This window comes from Streptomyces daqingensis, assembly GCF_014645895.1.
Taxonomy (GTDB): Bacteria; Actinomycetota; Actinomycetes; order Streptomycetales; family Streptomycetaceae; genus Streptomyces; species Streptomyces daqingensis.
Map to the genome: position 1 here is coordinate 157728 of NZ_BMMP01000016.1, position 16866 is coordinate 174593.

General features: G+C 68.7%; 20 protein-coding genes. 5 read left to right on the forward strand and 15 right to left on the reverse strand.

The window, feature by feature from the left end; genetic code table 11:
• Positions 1-146: 146 nt before the first annotated feature.
• From IEY56_RS22700 to IEY56_RS22765, 14 genes are all read right to left on the reverse strand, one after another.
• The gene (locus tag IEY56_RS22700) at positions 147-1046 is read right to left on the reverse strand and encodes a bifunctional DNA primase/polymerase (protein WP_189039130.1); all 900 of its coding nucleotides are present in this window, start codon (positions 1044-1046) and stop codon (positions 147-149) included.
• Positions 1047-1135: 89 nt separating this feature from the next.
• Positions 1136-1588: a single-stranded DNA-binding protein gene (gene ssb, locus IEY56_RS22705; RefSeq protein ID WP_189039131.1), complete on the reverse strand. Its 453-nt coding sequence runs from the start codon at positions 1586-1588 to the stop codon at positions 1136-1138.
• 50 nt (positions 1589-1638) lie between these two features.
• Positions 1639-1896 (reverse strand): hypothetical protein, encoded by a 258-nt coding sequence (locus IEY56_RS22710; RefSeq protein ID WP_189039132.1) that lies wholly within the window; start codon positions 1894-1896, stop codon positions 1639-1641.
• A gap of 10 nt (positions 1897-1906) precedes the next feature.
• Entirely contained in the window at positions 1907-2377 is a 471-nt protein-coding gene (locus IEY56_RS22715; RefSeq protein WP_373292160.1) for a hypothetical protein, read from the reverse strand.
• A gap of 202 nt (positions 2378-2579) precedes the next feature.
• The gene (locus tag IEY56_RS22720) at positions 2580-4745 is read right to left on the reverse strand and encodes a hypothetical protein (protein WP_229712123.1); all 2166 of its coding nucleotides are present in this window, start codon (positions 4743-4745) and stop codon (positions 2580-2582) included.
• 1 nt (position 4746) lies between these two features.
• Positions 4747-6228: a hypothetical protein gene (locus tag IEY56_RS22725; protein ID WP_189039133.1), complete on the reverse strand. Its 1482-nt coding sequence runs from the start codon at positions 6226-6228 to the stop codon at positions 4747-4749.
• An 84-nt stretch (positions 6229-6312) separates the two neighbouring features.
• Positions 6313-6564, reverse strand: a complete 252-nt coding sequence (locus IEY56_RS22730) for a hypothetical protein (protein WP_189039134.1) — start codon at positions 6562-6564, stop codon at positions 6313-6315.
• 14 nt (positions 6565-6578) lie between these two features.
• Positions 6579-6956 carry an RRQRL motif-containing zinc-binding protein gene (locus IEY56_RS22735; protein WP_189039135.1) on the reverse strand — a complete coding sequence of 126 codons (378 nt, stop codon included), beginning with the start codon at positions 6954-6956 and terminating at the stop codon, positions 6579-6581.
• On the reverse strand, positions 6956-8617 hold the full coding sequence (locus IEY56_RS22740) for a DUF2637 domain-containing protein (protein ID WP_189039136.1): 1662 nt from the start codon (positions 8615-8617) through the stop codon (positions 6956-6958). Before IEY56_RS22740 ends, IEY56_RS22735 begins: the two co-directional genes overlap by 1 nt.
• A 20-nt stretch (positions 8618-8637) precedes the next feature.
• Positions 8638-9111, reverse strand: a complete 474-nt coding sequence (locus IEY56_RS22745; RefSeq protein ID WP_189039137.1) for a hypothetical protein — start codon at positions 9109-9111, stop codon at positions 8638-8640.
• A gap of 58 nt (positions 9112-9169) precedes the next feature.
• The gene (locus IEY56_RS22750) at positions 9170-9391 is read right to left on the reverse strand and encodes a hypothetical protein (RefSeq protein WP_189039138.1); all 222 of its coding nucleotides are present in this window, start codon (positions 9389-9391) and stop codon (positions 9170-9172) included.
• Positions 9391-9651, reverse strand: coding sequence for a DUF6284 family protein (locus IEY56_RS22755; RefSeq protein WP_189039139.1), 261 nt, complete (start codon positions 9649-9651; stop codon positions 9391-9393). The genes IEY56_RS22750 and IEY56_RS22755 overlap by 1 nt, the downstream gene beginning before the upstream one ends.
• Positions 9652-9748: 97 nt before the next feature.
• Positions 9749-10033: a hypothetical protein gene (locus tag IEY56_RS22760; protein WP_229712124.1), complete on the reverse strand. Its 285-nt coding sequence runs from the start codon at positions 10031-10033 to the stop codon at positions 9749-9751.
• Between the two features lie 265 nt (positions 10034-10298).
• Positions 10299-10451 carry a hypothetical protein gene (locus IEY56_RS22765; protein ID WP_189039140.1) on the reverse strand — a complete coding sequence of 51 codons (153 nt, stop codon included), beginning with the start codon at positions 10449-10451 and terminating at the stop codon, positions 10299-10301.
• A gap of 696 nt (positions 10452-11147) precedes the next feature.
• Here IEY56_RS22765 and IEY56_RS22770 point away from each other — a divergent pair.
• The 4 genes from IEY56_RS22770 (at position 11148) to IEY56_RS22785 (ending at position 14257) form a co-directional block, all read left to right on the forward strand.
• A complete protein-coding gene (locus tag IEY56_RS22770; protein WP_189039141.1) occupies positions 11148-11576 on the forward strand; it encodes a GntR family transcriptional regulator in 429 nt (142 codons plus the stop codon).
• A 232-nt stretch (positions 11577-11808) separates the two neighbouring features.
• The gene (locus tag IEY56_RS22775) at positions 11809-12825 is read left to right on the forward strand and encodes a P-loop nucleotide/nucleoside kinase family protein (RefSeq protein ID WP_189039142.1); all 1017 of its coding nucleotides are present in this window, start codon (positions 11809-11811) and stop codon (positions 12823-12825) included.
• Positions 12822-13409: a DEAD/DEAH box helicase family protein gene (locus IEY56_RS22780; RefSeq protein WP_189039143.1), complete on the forward strand. Its 588-nt coding sequence runs from the start codon at positions 12822-12824 to the stop codon at positions 13407-13409. The genes IEY56_RS22775 and IEY56_RS22780 overlap by 4 nt, the downstream gene beginning before the upstream one ends.
• Complete coding sequence (locus IEY56_RS22785; RefSeq protein ID WP_189039144.1) at positions 13406-14257, forward strand: DUF1932 domain-containing protein; 852 nt, start codon at positions 13406-13408, stop codon at positions 14255-14257. The genes IEY56_RS22780 and IEY56_RS22785 overlap by 4 nt, the downstream gene beginning before the upstream one ends.
• Here the strand turns inward: IEY56_RS22785 and IEY56_RS22790 are convergent.
• Positions 14254-14898, reverse strand: coding sequence for an HAD family hydrolase (locus IEY56_RS22790; protein ID WP_189039145.1), 645 nt, complete (start codon positions 14896-14898; stop codon positions 14254-14256). The two genes, IEY56_RS22785 and IEY56_RS22790, sit on opposite strands and share 4 nt — an antisense overlap.
• A gap of 151 nt (positions 14899-15049) precedes the next feature.
• On the opposite strand from IEY56_RS22790, the gene IEY56_RS22795 reads away from it, so the two are divergent.
• Positions 15050-16795: a pentapeptide repeat-containing protein gene (locus IEY56_RS22795; RefSeq protein ID WP_189039146.1), complete on the forward strand. Its 1746-nt coding sequence runs from the start codon at positions 15050-15052 to the stop codon at positions 16793-16795.
• Positions 16796-16866: the final 71 nt, after the last annotated feature.

Here is a 16866-nt window from a genome sequence, read left to right on the forward strand (position 1 = left end):
GTTGCGCGAGCAGCAGGGGCTGAGAGGGACGGCCTTCGGCCGACGACTAAGCCGTCCGCTGTCGCCGTGCTCAAGCGGAGCGGCGGCGAGGCGGGCCCCACGGTGGGTAGGGAGGCTCTTAGTGGGCGGAGGCGTGAGGGGGTTGGTCATGCCGGCCGTCGCTGTGGGTTGTTGCGGATGGACCAGTCGAGCCCTCGGTTGATGACGTCGTCGTAGTAGCGCTGCGACTCACCACCGCCCGAGAGCGCCGCCCCACTAAGAGCCTCTTGAACCTCGCCCCGGCTCAGGTCGCCGCTGGCCACCAGACGCCCCAAGGCGCGTGCGGCCCTCAGCAGGGTCCAGTTGCGCACCCCGTCCCCAGCACTGGCGACGTTGGCAGTTTCGTTGCGTAGCGCCGCGCTCGCGTAGCGGGAGGCGTTCCGCGCCTGCGGTACCGGTACCGGCCGGGCAGGGCGCGGTGTGGGTGCGAGCGCCTCGTGAAGCCAGGTCGGCAACGGGGCCGGGGTGGTGTCGTGGTGGAGGCGGTATGGCTTGCCGCCGACGGTGCTTCCGGCGGCCACGACGTAGCCGCCCCAGGCGCGGGTGTCGATGTTCGGCCCGAGCTTCTTGCTGGTCAGCCCGAGGCGCACACCATGCGGGTTGGTGAAGTACAGGTGCCATCCGCCGCGGCGGGTCCGCACCGTGTAGGTGGTGGGCCAGGGCTGTCCGGCGCGCTCGCAGAGCGCGGAGAAGGTCGTCGCGCCGTCAGGCGCGTCGCTCCCGTCTTTCGGCAGGTCGAGGTCGATGACGACCAGTCCGCTCGGCCCGGTGGCGATGCCGATCCCGTATGGGCGGCGGCTCCATGCGGCTCGGATCAGGTCGGGGTCGGTGGTGGCTCGCTGCTCGGGGGTGAGATGTCCGTCGGTGCAGTGGCCGGTGCGGGGGCAGTCGGCTTGGCGGTGTCCGGTGGGACGCTTGTTGTCGGGGCGGAGGGGGAAGACGCGCCAGCCGCGCGCAGCAGCGGCCAGTGCTGCCTGGTGCAGCGCGGTGGCTGCGGGTTGGGTCATGATGGAAGCTCTCCAGTTCCGTGTAGGGCTGTGAGAAGGGCCGGGGGCGGTGGGCGCCTTGGCGGGATGACCACCGCCCCCGGGCAGACTCAGAACGGCGGCTCGTCGCCCGCCGGCGTGCTCCCGGTGCTCCAGGGGTCACCGGCACCGTTGGAGCCGCTCCCGTTGCCGCCGCTGGTGGCCTTGGTGGTGGTGGCGGTGGCGAACTTCAGTGACGGGCCGATGTCGTCGACTTCGAGGGCGAGCATCGAGCGGTTCTCGCCCTGATCGGTCTGCCAGTCGAACTGGCGCAGGCGACCGGAGACGATCACCCGGGATCCCTTGGCGAGGGACTCGGTGACGTGCTCGGCGAGGCCGCGCCAGGCGGAGCAGCGCATGAACATCGCGGTGCCGTCCTTGTACTGGCCGGATTCGCGGTCGAAGGTGCGGGGTGTGGAGGCGACGGTGAACCGCGCCAACGCCGCGCCGCTCTGGGTGAACTTCAGCTCGGGGTCGCTGGTGAGGTTGCCGATGACGGTGATGGGGGTGTCTCCCATGGCCATGTGTGTGTCCCTTGTCGTGAGCTTGTGAATTCGGGTCGGTTCTCGGGTGGTCAGAAGGGCGGTTCGCTGCTGTAGCCGGGGCTGGTCCGGCGCCGCAGTCGGGGCAGGGGCAGGAGGGTCCAGGCGCGGCGGTTGTCCCAGCACGGGCAGGGGTCCCAGTCGGTCCCGTCGTATTCGCCGGTCTCCGGGTGGCCGTAGTCGCGTTCGTGACCGCCGTCTCCGTCGCACGCCCAGCAGTTGGGCCGGGGTGTGTCGGTGAGGATGAGCGCGGGGCGGGGCCAGGACTGTCGGTGGATGCGCAGTCGCATGCAGTGCTCCTTACTGGTTGATGGTTCCGTTGGCGCGGCCGAAGAGGCCGTGGGCGGTGATGTTCTGGGTGATCTGGGCGGGCGTCCGGTGCCGCCATCGGGACAGGAGGTAGGCGGTGCTGGCGCAGGTGGTGGCGATGAGGGCGACGGCGGCCCACAGGGCGTCGGTCATGGCGATGACTCCGGGTGCGGCGTAGTGGAGGCCGAAGCCGCCCGCGCCGATGCCGGCGCCGATGGTCGGCGCGAGGAGCGCGGTGGTCTTGGCCCACGCGGGGACCGGCTGCGCGGCCCGCGCCACGGGTGCGGCGGCGGGCGGGGGCTGGGTGTAGGCGAGGGTGCGGATGCCGCCGGGGAGGGTCACCAGCTCGACGCCGGGCGGGATCTCGTGCGGTGCCATCGGCGGCCGGGTGAGCGGCTCGGGGTGGAGCACGCGGGCGCCGGTGCGGTGGGTGGTGATCTCGTATGTGGTGTCGGGGTGCACAAGATGCTCCCTTCACGAGCGACGGGCAGCACCCCGTTTCGCGGGGGTGCTGCCCGTCGTCTGGCTTGTCGTGTTGCTTGTCGTGCGGCTTGTCGCTTGTCTTGTCTTGTCGCTTGTCGCCTTCCAGGTCAAAGCCTGGTTTCGGCCCTCTGAGAGCCGCACAGGGGCTTTCTCGAACCGGTGGGCGACAAGCGACAAACACTCACCCCTGACCGCCACTTCCGGGCGCGTGGCGGTGGTGGACGTAGCGGGCTTTGGTGCCGGTGCCGACCCGTACGGCGGTGCCGTCGTCGGTCCAGGACTTCAGCCAGCCGACGACCGTCTGCCGGGTGGTGCCGTACTCCTCAGCGAGCCCACGGGCGATCGCAGAGGCACCCGTGCCGTCCGGCCCGGCGGCCAGCAGCAGCGCGAGGGCTGCGTCGCGGGCGGGGTTGTCCTCGTTCGCGGACAGGTTCAACCCACCCGACGAAACCGGCGGCCCTTCCGCCGGCGGCTCGTCGCCGGGGGAGGGCGCGGTGCCGAACTGGGCGTCGATCTCGGCTCGGAACTTCGCGGTCAGCTCATCCCATTCGCGGCGAGCGTTCTCATCCGGCCCACTCGTGGGCGGCCGCTCGCCCCGGAGGGCGGAGAGGTTCAGCCCTCCCCCGCTGCCCTGCTCGTCCCGGCCAGCGGGCACCGGACCGAAGCCGCTGTCGCGCATCCATGCGGTGCGCTCCGGGTCCCAACGGCGGGCGTAGGTCTCGCCCGCGGCGCGTGCTGACTTCGCATCGAGGGTGGGGTGGCGGTCGCTGGTGGCGGCGGTGATGTCGCGGATCTGGTTGGGCAGGATCCGCCAGGCCTTGAACAGCGCGGCCGGGGACTCGGGGGTTCCCATGAACCCGGCGCCCTTGTAGGGGGCCTGATCGACTCGGAGGCCGCGGGTGCCGGGGAACATCTTGGACAGGTCCATGCCCTCGGTCTCCCCGCCCGTGAGGGCGGCGCGGACCTTCGCCTCGCGGCGGATCATCAGGTTTCCCAGCACGGAGCCGGTGGCTCCGAGGGCGGTGAGGACGGTGCGGCCGCCCATGGCGCGGGCGATGCGGATGAACTCCAGGATCTTCTCGGCGAGTTTGCGGGTGGCCCGGTCGTTGCTGACCAGGATCTCCGCGCCCTCGTCCACGACCAGTTCGATCTGCGGGATCTTTGAGTTGACCGGCAGCAGGTCTGTGTTGTGCTTGGCCAGCAGGTCCTGGTAGGCGCGCTTGCGTTCCTTCATCACCGCGATCGCCGTATCGAGCATGCGCACGGCTTCGTCGTGGGTGGAGGCGAGCCAGTCCACACCGGGCCGCATCCCGTCCACGAACGACCCGTCGCCCGCGAGGGCGGGGCCGACCCAGGGGAGGCCGGCGGATCCGGCGTTGAGGTCGATGACCCAGGTCAGCACGTCCGTGGCGCGGGCGAACCCGGCCAGGATCGTGTGAACCATGTTCGTCTTCCCCGACCCCGTCGGACCGACCACCAGCGCGCACTGCTCCCGCAGGTAGACGCGCACCTCCTCACCGTTGGTCCGCAGCCCCCACGGCAGCCCCGACAGCACGCTGAGCGGGCTGTAGTCGGTGGGGTAGGTGCGCTCCTCGACCAACACGTTCACGGTGGTCACGTCGATCAGGACGCGGCCTTGGTGGATGCCGGGGGAGGCGGTGGCGGTGCAGCCGTGGGGCAGCTTGGCGTCGCCGGAGAGCCGTGCGGATTCGCGTGCGATCTTGTCGTAGGTGACGCCGCCGGTGGGGAGTTCGGCGTCGATGGTGAAGCCGGTGGCGGTGGGCCACATCTCCACCGCCACCACTCGCACCGTCACGCCGCACACGCGCTGGATCCGGTCCACCCACTCCGCGGCGATCTGGCGTCGTTCGGCGGACAGTTCGCGGGCGACCTGCCGCTCGGCAGCGGCCAGGGCCTCCAGCTCGCGGGCCTCTTCGTGCAGAAGTGTCGCCCGCGCGGACGCGCCGATGCCGACACCCAATGTGGCGAGGGAGCCGAGGGCGGTCCAGGACAGCGGGCCGGTGGTCATGGCCCAGGTCGTCCATCCGGCTCCCAGGAGCCAGGATGCGGCGCGCATGGACACGGTGCGGGCGGCGAGCTTGTCGCGGAGGCTGGTGATGGTGTGGCCGATGGCTCCGGCGGCGCCGACCGCGAGGGCCCAGGTGGGGGGCATGCCGACGGCGGCTCCGGTGGTGGCGACGGCGAACGCGCCGGTGGTGGCGGACAGGGCGCCGGTCACGGGTCCGTGCCCGGCCGCCCAGTCCCACACCGGCCCACCGTCAGCCTTCTTCGACCTGCGGTTCTTGCTGGTCTTCGGCTTGTTGAGGTTCACGGTGGGTGCACTCATCTCAGACGTTCCAGCCCTTCTCGGCATCGGTGCCGTTGCGGGGGTCCTCGTGGCGGGCGATGTCCTGCTCGTGCGCTGTGCGGAAGAGCGGGCCCATGTCCTCAGCGACCGCGACGGCGCTCATGACGGCGCCGAAGATGTCGTTGAAGCCGTCCGCGACCTGCTTCTCCAGCGGAAACTCGTGGTCGGCGCGCTCGGCGAGGATCTTCATTACGTTCGCCACCGAGGTCAGGGCGGCGGGGATGCCTTCGACCATGGCGAGGATCTCCATGGCGTTCTCCGGGTCGTAGCTGTTCGCGGCGGACTCCATCTCCGCCGCGTAGTCCTCGAACCTGAAACCGGACACGTGCTCTCCTTCCGTCGTGTGGGGCTCGGGTGTGGCCGGCACGAGACCGGCCGGACGCTCTGCCTTCTCACCGATGTCGTCGCTGCCGTCGTCGGCCGCTTCCGCATCGGCGGCGGCCTCCTCATCGGCCTGGTCAGCGCGGATTTGTTCGTCGCGCTCGTCCCGCTGCTGGCGGGCGGAGTCGGTCAGGCTCCAGTAGAGGCGGCGGCCGGGGTATTGCAGCCAGCGCCAGCCGAGCTTCCGTCCCAGCGGGGTGGTGACCAGGCCGACGACACCGAGGGCGCTGGCCAGCAACGCGGCCACCAGACACCGTCCCTGGAATCGGGCGGCAGAGCGCCACAGCGCCCGACGGGCGCGCTTCTTCGCGGGGGCCTTGCGCACGTTCGCGCGCTGGTCAGCGACCTTCCCGGCATTGCGTCGGTCCCGTTCCTTGCGGGCCTTGTCCACAGCCGCGCTGCAGGCCTTCCCCGCCCCGCGCAGTCCCTTGCCCAGGCCGCGGCCGATCGGCCCCCGCCCGGCCAGGGAGGCGTTCCTGGCGCGGGACTTGGCGTCGCGGCGAGCGTCCGCTGCAGAGCGGCGGGCCGCGTTGGTGGCCGTGCGGCGCTGAGCACGCGACGGCGCGTTCTTCCGCTGCGCGTCCCGCAGGGCCTTGACCTGCCCCACACGACCCCGCGACCTGCCCGAACCAACCGACGAGCGCGAGGACTTACCCAGCCCACCAGCAGCCTTTCCCCGACTCCCGCCGGGCTTGCGGCCGGACGTGCCGAGCGTCGAGGCACTGCGCTGGCGCGGCACCCGGCCACCAGCACCCTTCCGGGCCTGGGAGTTGGTGCCCGTGCGGGCCTGCGTCTTCGTGCGGTTGCGGCGGGCACGGGTCGCGGCGGCGGTGCCGAGGACGGCGGCGCCGGTCGCGGCGACCGCAAGCGCGGCCGGACCACCCACCAGCGCAGCCGAACCCAGCAGCGACGCGGTGGCGTTGGTGCCGGTCAGCGCGAGCGGCACGACCGGCCAGCCGCCCGGTGTGTGCTCCACCACCGTCGTATCCGAGGCGGGTGTCGTGTCGGGAGGCTGCGGCGGAGGGTCGGTCGCCGGTGCGGCCTCGGGGGCCTCTACCGGCTTCATCGTGGTGTCCGTCATCCTGGTGGTGCTCCCTTCATGGGTGTGAAAGAGCGCCCCCGGCCGGGCCCTGGAAAGCGGGCCGGGGGCGCACTAATGAGCAGGTCAGAGGCGATTGGGTTCGAGGGAGAAGAACGTGACGTTGCCGCCCCGCATCTCCGGGCGGTGGTTGCACATCTCCTCCATCGCCCAGGTGAAGGCGTCCTGGCGGCTGACGCCGTCGGGAAGCGTGGCGGTCCCGTGCGAGGTCTGAACGGCGAAGCCACGGTCCACCGGCTTTTGGACCGTGAGCACGTAGAAGTACTCGCTCTGCTTCTGCGTCGCGGTGCTGCAGCGCTCGGATTCGGTGTGTGCCATTGCGTTCCTCCAGGTCAGGCAGCGAGTGACATCGGGTCGGCACACGGCACGCAGGTGCCGAGTGAGGTCGGGATGGTGTAGCCGCGGTCCAGGCCGCAGCCGGGACAGATACGGCGGGCGGCAAGGGCCTTTGCCAGTGCCGCCCACCTGCCGGGCGTCATCTCACGCACCGGCAGCGCTCGTTCAAGGCGGTAGAGGTAGGCCACCCGGACACCGGACTGGTAGCGGCGCGAGCGCCACATGACCTGTCCGGCGACCGGCTGACCACCCGGCCGAAGCCCCTTGGCCCGTAACTGACGGCGCGTGGCGAGACCCTCGGGGGCGAGCCGCCAGGGGTAGGTGGGCATCCCGTACCGCGCGCCGGTCGGGTCGTAGAACCGCGCAACAGCCATCACGAGACACCCGTCAGAGCGCCGTCATGGGTGGGGTGCGCGGCAGCGCGCGGCGGGCGCGCGGCAAGCTGCGCGGCGCGCGCGGCACGGAACTCCCGCAGCCAGTTCCGCGCGTTCCCACCATCCACACCGAACCGGTCCGCCAGCTCGCCGGCGGTCGGCTCGATGCTGCCGCCGGAGTGCTGGAGCACGTTCTGGTAGTGCTCCCATCCGGCCTGCTTGGCCTCCGAACGGAACAACGGCCCCTCACCACCCGCGGCCCCCTCGGGGGCGCCGGCGGCGTGCGGGGCGAGGTCCCCGGCCAGCCGCTCCCGCAGCAGTTCAGCCTCCCGAACCTGCGTGCTGAGCTGCGCCAATGCCGCCTCCTGCTGTTGTGCGGCCTGTTCGGCGTTGCGGGCTCGGGAGGTGAGATCGGTCAGTGTCTGCTGAGCCTTGCGCGCCTCCTGCTGGAGGTGATCCAGCTCCCTCCGTGCGCGCTCGTGGGCGCCGTTCAATTCCTGCTGCGCGGCGCCGCTGGCGGTTGCCGCGCGCTGCCGCGCGGTGTTCTCCTCCTCCCGCGCGTCTGCCGCGCGCTGCCGCGCAGCCTCCGCCTCGCCCACTGCCTTCTCGATCTCCTCACGGAGGGATTCGAGGTGTTCCTGCGCGGCTTCGGTGGCCTCCTCCGCGCGCTGCCGCGCGGCCTCTGCCTCCTGCCGCGCGCTTTCCGCGCGCTTCCGCGCAGCCTCTGCCTGCTCCGCGCGGGAGGAGGCTTCGGCGTGCTCGGCAGCCTCTGTGACCGCGAGCCCTTCGAGGAGTTCCAGGACCGTTGTGGGGTTGGCGTAGTCGAGCTGGGCGACGTCGTCCGCGCGGGTCAGGGCCGCGAGGCGGCGGACCATGGCCAGGGCCTGTCCGCGGTCGGTTGCCACGTCGGCCTTGTCCAGAGCCTTCTGCGACTTCCGCCGACGGCGTGCCACCCGCCGCTGCCCACGCCCGGCACCGGCCCCCGGGGCGGTGAGGGCGAGGCGCAGGCGGTAGACGCGGCGTGCGGCCTTCTGCGCCCGCGCCGCACGAGCGATCCCGCTCGCGGACTGGCCAGGGTCCAGACCGAGGGAGGCGAAGAGGCCAGCCCAGGCGTGCTGCCAGATCAGCAGCAGCAGCCGCATCGGCCCCGGCCGGCCACCCTCCTTCACTTCACGATTCTTGTCGGTGCGGTGGAGCTTGGAGCGCAGCTGAAGCTCGATCAGCCACGTCGCCAGCGGCGGAATGGCCGCCATGACGGGCCGTGCCCACCAGTTCGGGGCGTGCACGGCGTTCATCAGCGACGAGAAGCCCACGAGGGTCCAGGCGGTGCGGTGCATCAGCCGCAGCTCATCCGTCCATCCGACCTTGGGGTCGGCGGCGCGGTAGAGCATGACCAGCAGCGTCATCTCCGCCGCGTCGAACACGGCGATGAACGCCACTGCCAGCCACGGCGAGAGCTCCGCGGTGTCGCGGGCGAAGCCCCACAGGCCATGCACCGAGACCGCGACGCCGCCCAGGGCGACGATGGCCTGCGGGCCGATGCCCGCCAGCCACGGCGTCTTGCCCCGCCTGCGGGCGATCAGCGTGATCCCGGCCGCGAGGACCAGAAAGGTGACCGCTGTGGCAACGAGAAGGGGCAGCCACCCGGGCTGCCCCTGCATAAGACTCCTCAGCAGTTCCATCACGGTGTGCCTCCCGTCTGCTCGGGACGGACGCACGCGTGGGCGATACCCCAGGGCGACGGCGCCAGCGGCCTTTCCTTCGGGACGGTGGACCAGCCTTCGGGGTCGGCACCGTTGCGGGCGGCTGCGGCTTTGGCTGCCTCCTGGCTGGTGTGGAGGCTGTGGATCTCGCCGAAGCGCGTCAGGACGTACACGCACTTCGGCCGGGCTTCGGCCTGGCGGACTTCCTCCACCAGCTCCTCAACCTCGGCCCGGAGCTTGGTGTTGGCGCTCTCGGCCACCTCGCGTGCGAAGTCAGCACCCGAGAGCTGCTTCTCCAGCTGCACACGTTCGCCGGCCAGCCGCACCTGAGTGGCGACCTCACGGTCCAGGGCCTGCTGAGCCTGCGCCTCGGCGGTGTCGGCCTGCTCGCGCAGGCGGTTGCGTTCGGACTCCATCTCCGCCAGGCGGCGGGAGGTGACGATGCGGATCATGCGGGATTCCCCCTCTGGGCGGGACGGGTCAGGGAGTCGGGTAAGGGCGTCGCGACGCCTACCTGCATGTGCAGCACCTCCGCCGGGAGCGCGTCCGACGCCGGGGCGACGGGTGCACGGTCCAGGCCGCCCAGGCCAGGCCGCCGGCCACCAGCGCGGCACCGACGTGCTCGTGGGCGAAGGCGACCACGGCGACGAGGGTGAAGCCCCAGCGGAACAGCGGGCCGGACAGCCCGGCCAGGGGGCCGCGAGGGCGGCAGCGGCGCACCGGGCGGGCCATCAGGCCACCTCCCCAGTGCCGGCAGCGAGCTTGCGCAGTCGCGTCCGGTTGGCCACCTTCAGGCGGGCGGCGAGCACTTCGCGGTGGGCGCGGCGCACACGGCGCTCGGACCACGGCGCAGCGGGCTGGTCCAGCAGGCTGATCTCGACGTCGAGCAGCTCGGCTTCGGCCTGCACGATCGGCAGTTCGGCTTCGAGTGCCTCGAGTTCGGCGTCGGTGGGGCCGTCTTCGAGGTCGCGTACGGCGGTCAGGGTGGACATGGAGTGCCTCCAAAGGGCTGTGAGAAGGGCAAGTGCGCCGGGGTGGCGGGCGGTCGTTGGCGGGATGACCACCACCCATAGGCGGGAGAGATGCTGGTCAGGCGGCGGTGGCCGTCTGGAAGGCGAAGGGCTGGAGCATCTGGGCTCGGCGGTAGACCTCGATGGCGGCGCCCGTGTGGCCGGGTGAGGGATACACCCGGGGGCGCACGAGGGAGGCGTAGAGCACGGCGGCGTGGTGGACGCAGCCGGTGGCCTCGCTGCCGTGCTGGTCGATCACCCGCACGACAGCGCGGGGGCCCTCGCAGCGGCTGGCGTCGTCGCGGTGTGCGGCGGCGCAGCGGGGGGTGAGAGTCAGGAGTGCAGGTGCAAGGGGCGTGGCCATGACGTATCTCCGGTTTCGTGGGAAGGGCTGGAAGAAACGCCGCTGCCGGCGGGCGCGTAGTGGCGTCATCTGGCGGGATGACCACCGGCAGCGGTGTTGGGTGGAGCTGCAACGGGCTGTACGGCTCCCCTCACCGCCCGCCCCGGGAGGGCGGGCGGATCGGGCAGCGGTCAGCCGCGCTTGGCGCGGGCGTCCTGCTGGCTTTGCTTGTTGCGCTCGTCGTTGCGGCGGTCCAGTTCAGCGCGGCGTTCCTGGTCGTTGGCCATTACGCCACCGCCAGCCGGGTGGGGTGACCGGGGACGCGTTCGGGTAGTTGCGGTTGCCCGTCGGCCCGCTTGTCACCGCGGTCGTGCCGCGAGTCGTCGCTGCCGCCGGCGGCGCTGACGGCAGCTAAGGAGCGTGCCATGCTGTTGATCACAGGTCCTCCTACACAGGTCCTGTATGGCGCCGTCCGGAGTTGCACCTCCGGGCGGCGCGCTTGTGGTTGCGGACTCATCAAGCGAACAGGGAGCCCCAATACGGCCAAGTGGCCTCGAGGGGTGCCCTGTCCGCATGACGAGGGGCAGAATCGGGGCATCGGCCCGGCTGCCTCTCGCAGGTGCGGCATGCCGACAGGCCCTCTCCAGGTGCCCATGTGCCGCCCTTATCGCCCGTACGGCCAGCGCTTCGGTCATCGCGCCCATCTGCCCAAGTCACCTCGGGTATGGGGATGCTCCGCTCGCTCAGCCCGACCGCTCCGGTATCACCCAGAAGCGGCCACCAGCCGCACGTCCCGGGGATGTTCCGGCCTCCCCGATGCCCTTCTGACGTATGCGCCGCATCCCGTGAGGGACGCTCTCACCGGTCACCTTCTCCCGCCTCTGCGGAAGACCCATCAGGCTTCGGGGCCTCGATCACCCCCCTGACGGAAGGCCACCGTGGCGTGTCACCCGGCGAAACGCACGCATCTCCACTTGTCAACCAACGAACGCTTCCTTCGAACCCGTCTCACGGGGCCCTCCGGGCGCTTCACGCAAGAGCGACCAGCCGTGCCGAGTCCGAGTTGGGCCCGAGCCGGTCAGCTCTGCCTCAGAGTGCACTGTGAGGCAGAGTGCGTCAAGTTCTCTGGCGGAACATGACGCGTGAGCCGCTGGTTCTATCTCTGCGGCTTAGGCACTATGAGGCAGAGACGACAACGAGGCTTGGAGTGCAGATGGTCGAATGGGCCGGCAAGTTCGCCTATCAGCAGGTTGCGGATGACCTGCGGCGAAGGATCGCGGACGACGAGTTCGCCGCGGCCGGGAAGCTTCCCTCGCTTGCGCAGATCCAGAAGCAGTACGGCGTCACGGTGACTGTGGCCCGCGCAGCCATTCGCCAACTCACGACGGATGGACTCGTGGTGAGCCATCAGGGCAAGGGTGCCTTCCTGACACAGGACGCGACCCAAGCCGCGAGACTCTCGGATCCGTCCGGGGCCGTGATCGACCTCCGAGAAGAGGTTGAGAGCCTGCGAGCCGAAGTCGTGGAGCTCCGTGAGCGCATTTCGACTCTCGAAGGGAACTGAGCCTGCGGGGGAGCAGGACTGGGACTGATCGGTTGCCATGGTCGGGAGTTCACCTCCTCGTTCGGTGTGGGAATAGTTCACCTCCACGGCGCCGAAACCTGTATCACGTCCCACTACTTGAGAAAATTCCAGCGTTTTTAAACATCCGCTTATACAAGCTCTATCACTACGTTTCATGCATCTACTTGACCCGCTACACTCGCGGCTCCGAGTAGCTATCTAGGAGGGGCAGATGGCTCGACAGCGCCCGGATTGGAACCCGGAGCTTCTTCGTAAGCATCGTGGAGAGGTAGGCCTCACCTTGGAAGAAACCGGAGAAAAGCTCCGCGAAATTGCGGAGCGTCACGGATTTAATATCGCCGCAAACTTTCAAACAATTTGGGGCCATGAAAAGGGCTCGGTTTATCCCGGCCCGCACTACCGCCGGGCGTACTGCCGCCTATACCGTCGCAACGAAGCTCAGCTCGGCTTCCGTAAGGCTCTTCCCGGAGAGGATTCCCCTGTGGCGCCCGTGCTGGCACCCGCCTCCACAGAGCAAAACGTCCTCGACCAACCGGACACGGTACGCCAAGCGCTCAGCAGTATCCGCGAAGGCACAGAGGACGTAGACAGCGAGGCGCTGCGTAGCCGCGTGATCGATGCATGGCGCCGCCGCACAGGCGGGGGAAGCGTCGATGGCCCTGCTGTGATCCTGGTCGGAGGGTATGCGGGGTCGGGGAAGTCGGAATTCGCAAAGTTTCTCGGCGGGCTCACTGGCTGGCCGATCTTGGACAAGGACTCTCTAACGCGTCCGCTGGTTGATCAACTCTTGGTCGCGCTGGGCGGGGAAGCTCACGACCGGAGTTCGGCGCTTTACCGGGAAAAGGTCCGGCCGCTCGAATATCGGTGCCTCATGGAGGCGGCATGGGACAACGTGGACTGCGGAACCTCTACCATCCTAGACGCCCCGTTCATCTCGGAATTCTCACAAGCGGAGTGGATGCAACGCTTTCATAATCGCTGCCGATCGAAGCGTGTATCCGTCGCAACCATATGGGTTGAGTGTGACCCGGAGTCCATGCGCGAGTACATCGAATTTCGCGGGGCGGCACGCGACGCATGGAAGATGGAGTCGTGGGACGAGTACCTGCAGGGGCTCGATCTGACGATGCGCCCACAGGGTCCGCACTTTGTCGTCGACAACAGGCTAGGCGCCGCTGTCGCTTTGGTGGATGAAGCACGCGACGTTCTGAGCGGCGGCGGGCTGTGAGCCCGTCCGGTGTCGTCCTCTACGGGCCTCCGGGATCTGGTAAAGACACCATCACTGCTGAACTTTCCAACCTGCGGACGGAGTTCGTTCTGTTCCAGCGGCTCAAGGCCGGCCCCGGCCGCACTACGGGGTACCGGACCACGACAGCCGAGCAGATCGAGGCGCTGGCGCAGGCCGGAGAGATTCTGTACCGCAACAACCGGTACGACGCGGAGTACGCCATCGACCTCGGCCAAGTTTCCGCGCTCGTCGACTCCGGCCGCATCCCGGTTCTCCACATGGGCCAGGTCGACGGAGTTCGCGCTGTCGCGGCCTACCCCATCCAGTGGGTGCGGGTGCTCCTGTGGTGCCCCGAAGATGTGACGCGCCAGCGCTGCCAGGGCCGTGGAGACAAGGACTTGGACGCCCGGCTCAAGGTCTGGCACGAGACCCGGCAGGACCTCTTGCAGCACGACGCCGAGCCCTGGTCCCGCGTCATCCGAACCGACCAACTCAGCGCGGCGGAGGCAGCACAAGCCATCGACGAAGCAAGGTTGGCGAGCGCGCCGGCCGAAGTTCGCGACATCCGGGGGCTCCTCGGATGACCGTCGTCGGAGTCCTGCACCCGGGCAGTATGGGCGCCGCGGTCGCAAGACAGGTCCAGCGCAGCGGAGCCGACGTTTTGTGGTGCCCGACCGGGCGCAGCCTCGCGACGAAAGAACGCGCCCTCAGATGCGGGCTGACCTCAGTGCGCGACTTGCGGGAGCTGACCGATGCGGCTGACGTCATCCTCAGCATCTGCCCACCGGCATACGCAGAGGACGTAGCGGCAGAGGTCGCGACTCACATGTTCACGGGGATCTACGTGGACGCCAACGCCGTTTCTCCGGCCACGATGGCACGCATCGACGCCACCGCAGCCCGGGGCGGGGTCACCGTCGTGGACGGCTCCATCATCGGCTCGCCTCCATCCGCCTCGAAATCCCCCCGCCTCTACCTGTCCGGCCCAGAGGATTCGCTGGCCGCTGTAGCGTCGCTCTTCACTGGGTCGGCGGTTCACCCGCACGTCCTCCCCGGCGGAGTCGGCCGCGCCTCCGCGCTAAAGCTCTCGTACAGCAGCTACCAGAAGACGAGTCGCGTACTAGCTGCAGTCTCGTACGCCCTCGCTCGTGAATACGAGGTAGATGAGGCGCTACTCGACATCGCGCAAGGTCGTACTACCAGCTATCTCGCGGAGACTGACTACATCCCCCAGGTGGCTGCGCGGTCATGGCGCTGGGGTCCCGAGATGGAAGAGGCTGCGGCCACCCTGCGGGAAGCCGGGCTCCCCGCCGAACTCGCGGAGGCATCCGCCGCGGTCATGAGCCGGTGGGAGAACCTTAGGGATTCGTCTCTAGGCATTCCCGAAGTACTTGAGCATCTGCATGAGGCTCGCGAGAGTCAGCCTGACTAGAACCTCGCCTGACGCATCGCCACGATGGCCTCCGCGACGCCCGACGCCACGATGTCTGGCTCGCTGAGGCCATCGGTCCACGTGCGGCCAGTGGTCACCCACGCCGTACGAAGTCCCGCCGTTCGGGCCCCTTCTATGTCCGTCTCGGGATTGTCCCCGACCATCCAGCCGCCAGTGCTCAGCTGACGACCGCACAGCGCAGCGGCAGCCGCGAAGTGCTCACGCGCCGGTTTCCTGGCACCAATCTCCTCTGAGACGCAGATGCCGTCGAAGTACGACACGATGCCGGCCGCAGCAAGCTTGGCCCGTTGGATGTCTCCCGCTCCATTCGTCGCGACGCCGAGGGTCCATCCCCCACCGCGCAGCGCGTCAAGGCCCTCCCGTGCCCCCGGCAAGCAGCGCACAGACCGAGCGATGCCATCGACGTACTCCCGCCAGAGGTCACCGGGGTCGTCGCCCAGCCCGAGTGCCGCCCGCAGATGGACGAAGTCCGCCGGGTAGGCCCGCTCGCGAAGTCGCTCGCAGATGACGTTCTCAGCGCCGTCAGGCAGTTGCCGAGATTGCGCGAAACCCTGCGCCCAGCCCACCAGGCTCCCGTTCCGATCAATCAAGGTGTTGTCGAGGTCGAAGAGTGCCAGCACACGGCGACGCTACGCGACTTCTCAGGTGAGCCCCGCTCCCCTTGCCGCGTCTGTATAACGCTTCGAGTCACGTATTGGTCGCCATTCGCTTGATGCGCCGAGAATTGGGTTCCGTTGGCACCCAACTACCCGTCGCAGCCATGCTCTTTGTGTGGCGATCTCACTACGACGGCGGCGCGAAGCCGCGCAAGGCAGGTACACCCCCGAGCTCTGGTCCTTCTGGATCGTGGCTCCACTAGCACTGGTAGCGGTCGGCGCACTCAGCCTCGTTCTCTACCACTACGCGTACGAGCTGCTCGCACACGCAGCCGACGCCCAAAGGCCGCGCAAGCCAGTCGACGTCAATGACGTCATCAAAACAACCGTGACCGTCCTCACGCTCACGGGAGCCGTCCTTGCAGGCGTCTACGCCTACCGCAAGCAACGCATCGCTGAAGGCGACGCCCACCGGGCCGATGCCAGCCAGCTCGCCGATCGATACACAACTGCCGCCGAACAGCTCGGCCACGAACAAGCGGCCGTGCGACTCGCCGGGGTCTACGCACTCGCACGTCTCGCTGACGACTGGGAAGAACAACGTCAGGTCTGTATCGACGTTCTATGCGCATACCTGCGCATGCCCTACCAACCCGTTCCAGAGGGTGAGGGACATAAAGTTGGCGAACGAGAAGTACGCCTGACCATCATCAGCGTCATACGCGACCACCTGCGCAACCCGGCAGCCACCACCGCCTGGTGCACGTACGCCCTGGACTTCACCGGCACAACCTTCGACGGCGGCGACCTCTCTCAAAGCTGCTTTCGAGGCGAGGTCTACTTCACGGGTGCCGAGTTCAGCGACGGCGAGGTCCACTTCACGGGTGCCGAGTTCAGCGACGGCGAGGTCCACTTCACGGGTGCCAAATTCAGGGGCGGCAAGGTCCACTTCACGGGTGCCAAATTCAGCGGCAGCACGGTCCACTTCACCAGCGCCAAATTCAGCGGCAGCGAGGTCAGCTTCGCTTACACCACGTACGGAGGCAGCGAGGTCGACTTCACCAAAGCCAAGTTCAGCGGCAGCACGGTCTACTTCACCAGCTCCGATTTCAGCGGCAGCACGGTCGACTTCAGCGGCGCCGAGTTCAGCGGCGGCGAGTTCTCTTTCACTAGCGCCGATGTCAGCGGCGGCGAGCTCTACTTCACCAGCGCCAAGTTCAACGGCAGCAAGGTCGACTTCAGCGACGCCGAGTTCAGCGGCGGCGAGCTCTACTTCACAGGTGCCGAGTTCAGCGACGGCGAGGTCTCCTTCACCAGCGCCAAGTTCAGCGGCAGCACGGTCTACTTCACCAACGCCAAGTTCAACGGCAGCAAGGTCGACTTGCGCTACGCCGAGTTCAGCGGCGGCAAGGTCAACTTTGGGGCGGCCGAGTTCACCGGCGGCGAGGTCGACTTCAGGGGTGTTGAGTTAAGCGACGGCAAGGTCTACTACGGCTACGCCGAATTCAGTGGCAGCAAAATCAACTTTGGTACTGCCCGGCTCAGCGGCAGCGAGGTGTACTTCGATCGCGCCGAGTTCAGTGGCGGCGAGGTCAACTTCGCCCGCGCCGAGTTCAGCGGCAGCAGGATCAACTTCACCCGCGCCCTGTTCAGCGGCGGCGAGGTCAACTTCGATTGCGCCGAGTTCAGTGCCGGCGAGGTCAACTTCACCCGCACTACGTACAACGGCAGCAAGGTCAGTTTCGATCGCACCACGTACAGCGGCGGCAAGGTCAACTTCGCTGGAGCCGTGTTCAGCGACGGCGAGGTCTCCTTCGCCCACGCCATGTTGCAAGGCGGCGAGGTCGACTTCAGCGATGCCACGTGCGACGGCGGTGTGGTACTTGACATGGGTCCGTTTCGCCAGGCATTAGGTGCTTAGAGCTCGTCTCATTTGGCGAGTCTGCGGTAGCAGATGAGGGTGCAGGCGATGCTGGTGAAGGCGAGGAAGTG